This window comes from Sphingomonas sp. CCH9-F2 (assembly GCF_001556735.1).
Lineage (GTDB): Bacteria > Pseudomonadota > Alphaproteobacteria > Sphingomonadales > Sphingomonadaceae > Sphingomonas > Sphingomonas ginsenosidimutans.
The window spans coordinates 1-2,732 of record NZ_LSJO01000536.1 but is presented as its reverse complement, the minus strand read 5'-3'; the positions used below and the strand labels follow the sequence as shown (position 1 = coordinate 2,732).

At 69.1% G+C, this 2,732-nt stretch carries 3 protein-coding genes; all 3 read right to left on the bottom strand.

The features are described from left to right. Positions 1 to 490, bottom strand: a 490-nt coding sequence (locus tag AX685_RS15060) for a GNAT family N-acetyltransferase (RefSeq protein ID WP_066490123.1), incomplete at its 3' end; no start/stop codon positions are given. After that, on the bottom strand, positions 487 to 1,173 hold the full coding sequence (locus AX685_RS15055; RefSeq protein WP_066490122.1) for an ABC transporter ATP-binding protein: 687 nt from the start codon (positions 1,171 to 1,173) through the stop codon (positions 487 to 489). The genes AX685_RS15060 and AX685_RS15055, both read right to left, overlap by 4 nt. Next, positions 1,166 to 2,416 carry a lipoprotein-releasing ABC transporter permease subunit gene (locus AX685_RS15050; RefSeq protein ID WP_066490121.1) on the bottom strand — a complete coding sequence of 417 codons (1,251 nt, stop codon included), beginning with the start codon at positions 2,414 to 2,416 and terminating at the stop codon, positions 1,166 to 1,168. Before AX685_RS15050 ends, AX685_RS15055 begins: the two co-directional genes overlap by 8 nt. Positions 2,417 to 2,732: the final 316 nt, after the last annotated feature.

Sequence of the window (2,732 nt, the reverse complement as noted above, 5' to 3'; positions counted from 1 at the left end):
ATTGGTGCGCGCGCAGCACCCCGTCGCGCTTCGCGCCCAGCCGCTCGATCGCGGCCTGCGACCGTTTGTTGAACCAGTCGGTGCGGATCTGCACGACCTGGCACCCCAGCACGTCGAAGGCGTGGGTCAGCAGCAGCAGCTTCGCCTCGGTATTCACCCCGCTGCGCTGGACCGAGCGGGCGTAGAAGGTGCCGCCGATCTCCACGCGGCGATGCGCCTCGTGCATTCGCATAAAGCGGGTGAGGCCGACGACGCGGCCGTCGGGCGTCTCGACCGTCAGTGGCAGCGCCCGGCCATAGTCCTGTTCCCGCAGCGCGGCGGCGACGAACCCCTCCGGATCGGTCATGCCGGATACGTTGGTGAAGAACAATTCGGTCAGGTCGCCGTCCGCCGCCGCCTCGGCCAGCGCGGGGGCATCGGCCGCGACCAGCGGACGCAGCGTGACGTGGCGCCCGCGCAGCGTCGGCGGGGTGCGCCACGGGTTGCTCACGCCCCCGCCTCCTCCAGCATGCCTTCATGCAGGCGGACGACGCGGTCCATCTTCGCCGCCAGCCGTTCATTGTGCGTCGCGACCAGCGCGGCGGAGCCTTCGCCGCGGACCAGCCGCAGGAATTCGGCCAGCACCACGTCGGCGGTGCGCTCGTCGAGGTTGCCGGTCGGCTCGTCCGCCAGCACCAGTGCGGGGCGGTTGGCGAGCGCGCGGGCGACCGCGACGCGCTGCTGCTCACCGCCCGACAGCTGTGCCGGACGGTGCGTCAGCCGGTGGCCGACGCCCAACGCGGACAGCAGCGCGGCGGCGCGCTCCTCCGCCGCGGCGCGGGTCGCGCCCTGGATCAGCTGCGGCAGGACGACATTCTCGATCGCGTTGAAATCGGGCAGCAGGTGGTGGAACTGATAGACGAAGCCCAGCTGGTCGCGGCGCACCGCGGTGCGCCCGGCGGCATCGAGCTGCGCGGCCTCCACCCCGGCGATGCGGATCGACCCGGCGAACCCGCCCTCCAGCAGGCCGACCGCCTGGAGCAGCGTCGACTTGCCCGATCCCGACGGGCCGAGCAGCGCGACGATCTCCCCCGGCCCGACCGACAGGTCGACGCCGCGCAGGACGTGGATCGTCGTTTCCCCTTGCGTGAAACTGCGCGCGAGGCCGGTCGTCTGAAGGACGGCGTCACTCATAGCGCAGCACCTGTACCGGATCGGTGCTCGCCGCCTTGAACGCCGGGTAGACGGTGGCGAGGAAGGTCATGACCAGCGTGATGACGACGATCGCGGTGATCTCCACGGGGTTTGGCTTCGACGGCAGTTCGGTGAGGTATCGGATCGACGGGTCCCACAGGTTCTGCCCCGTCACCAGCTGCACGAAATTGACCACCGACTGGCGGAAGAACAGGAACACCGCGCCCAGCAGCAGCCCGGCGATCGTCCCCAGCACGCCGATAGTGGTGCCCACCGTCATGAAGATGCGCAGCATCGCGCCGCGGCTGGCCCCCATGGTGCGCAGGATCGCGATGTCGCGCGTCTTCGACCGGACCAGCATGATGAGCGAGGAGGCGATGTTGAACGCCGCCACCAGGATGATGATGCACAGCACGACGAACATCGCCACCCGCTCCACCGCCAGCGCGTCGAACAGCTCGGCATTCAGGCGGCGCCAGTCGGCGACGACGCCGACGCCCTGCACCTTGCGCGCCAGCGGGGCGAGGATCGGGCCGACGCGGTCGGGATCGACGGTCTGCAATTCCACCATGCCCACCGCATCGCCCATCAGCAGGAAGGTCTGCGCATCGGGCAGCGGCATCATCACATACGCCTTGTCATAGTCGTAGATGCCGACTTCGAAGATCGCCGCGACGCGATAGTTGACGATGCGCGGGACGGTGCCGAACGGCGTCGTCTGCCCCTGCGGGCTGACCAGCGAGATTTCGGAACCGATCGTCGCGCCCAGCGCCTCGGCCAGCCGCGCGCCAATCGCCACGTTGTTGCTGCCCGGGGTGACCGCGTCGAGATCGCCGGCCACCACCTTCGACCGGATCGTCGGGTTGCCGCGGATGTCCTCCACGCGCATGCCGCGCAACAGGATGAATTCGGCGCGCCCGTTATAGGTGGCGAACAGCGGCTGTTCGATCAGCGGCACGGCGCTGGTCACCCCCGGCGTGGCGGTCGCTTCCTTCACGACGCGCCGCCAGTCGGCGAGGCGGCCGTTATAGCCCTGCACCACCGCATGGCCGTTCAGCCCGACGATCTTGTCGAACAGCTCGGCACGGAAGCCGTTCATGACGCTCATGACGATCACCAGCGCGGCGACCCCCAGCATCACCGCGCCGAGCGAGAAACCCGCCACCAGCACAATGAACCGTTCACCCTTGCCCGGCAGCAGATACCGCCGCGCGATCATGCTCTCATAGCGCGACAGCAACATGCCCGCGCCTGTAGGACGGCCGGCACAGCCGCGCAACGGGGCGTGTGGCGGAATCGACACAGCGCGGCCACAATCGGTTTATGTCCCGTTCATTTAGGGTGACAGCGCCCCCATGGCCCCGGCATACGAACCGCACTGGCACACAGGCAACGGCCGTGGTTCGGGGAATGTCGCCAGGCTCCGCTTCGCATGACGAGGCGCGCGGGCCAGGGGACTGGATTAGGGGGCTGACGAGCAATCGTCACGCAGGCGCCCGGGTCGTGAAAACGGCCCGGGCGTTTGCTTTTTGGCCGACGCGCCGGTGCCCGCCGCATCG

Bases quoted from the DNA above. Each gene is read 5' to 3' on its own strand.
- AX685_RS15055 (WP_066490122.1), bottom strand. From the start codon at position 1,173: ATGAGTGACGCCGTCCTTCAGACGACCGGCCTCGCGCGCAGTTTCACG.
- AX685_RS15050 (WP_066490121.1), bottom strand. From the start codon at position 2,416: ATGTTGCTGTCGCGCTATGAGAGCATGATCGCGCGGCGGTATCTGCTG.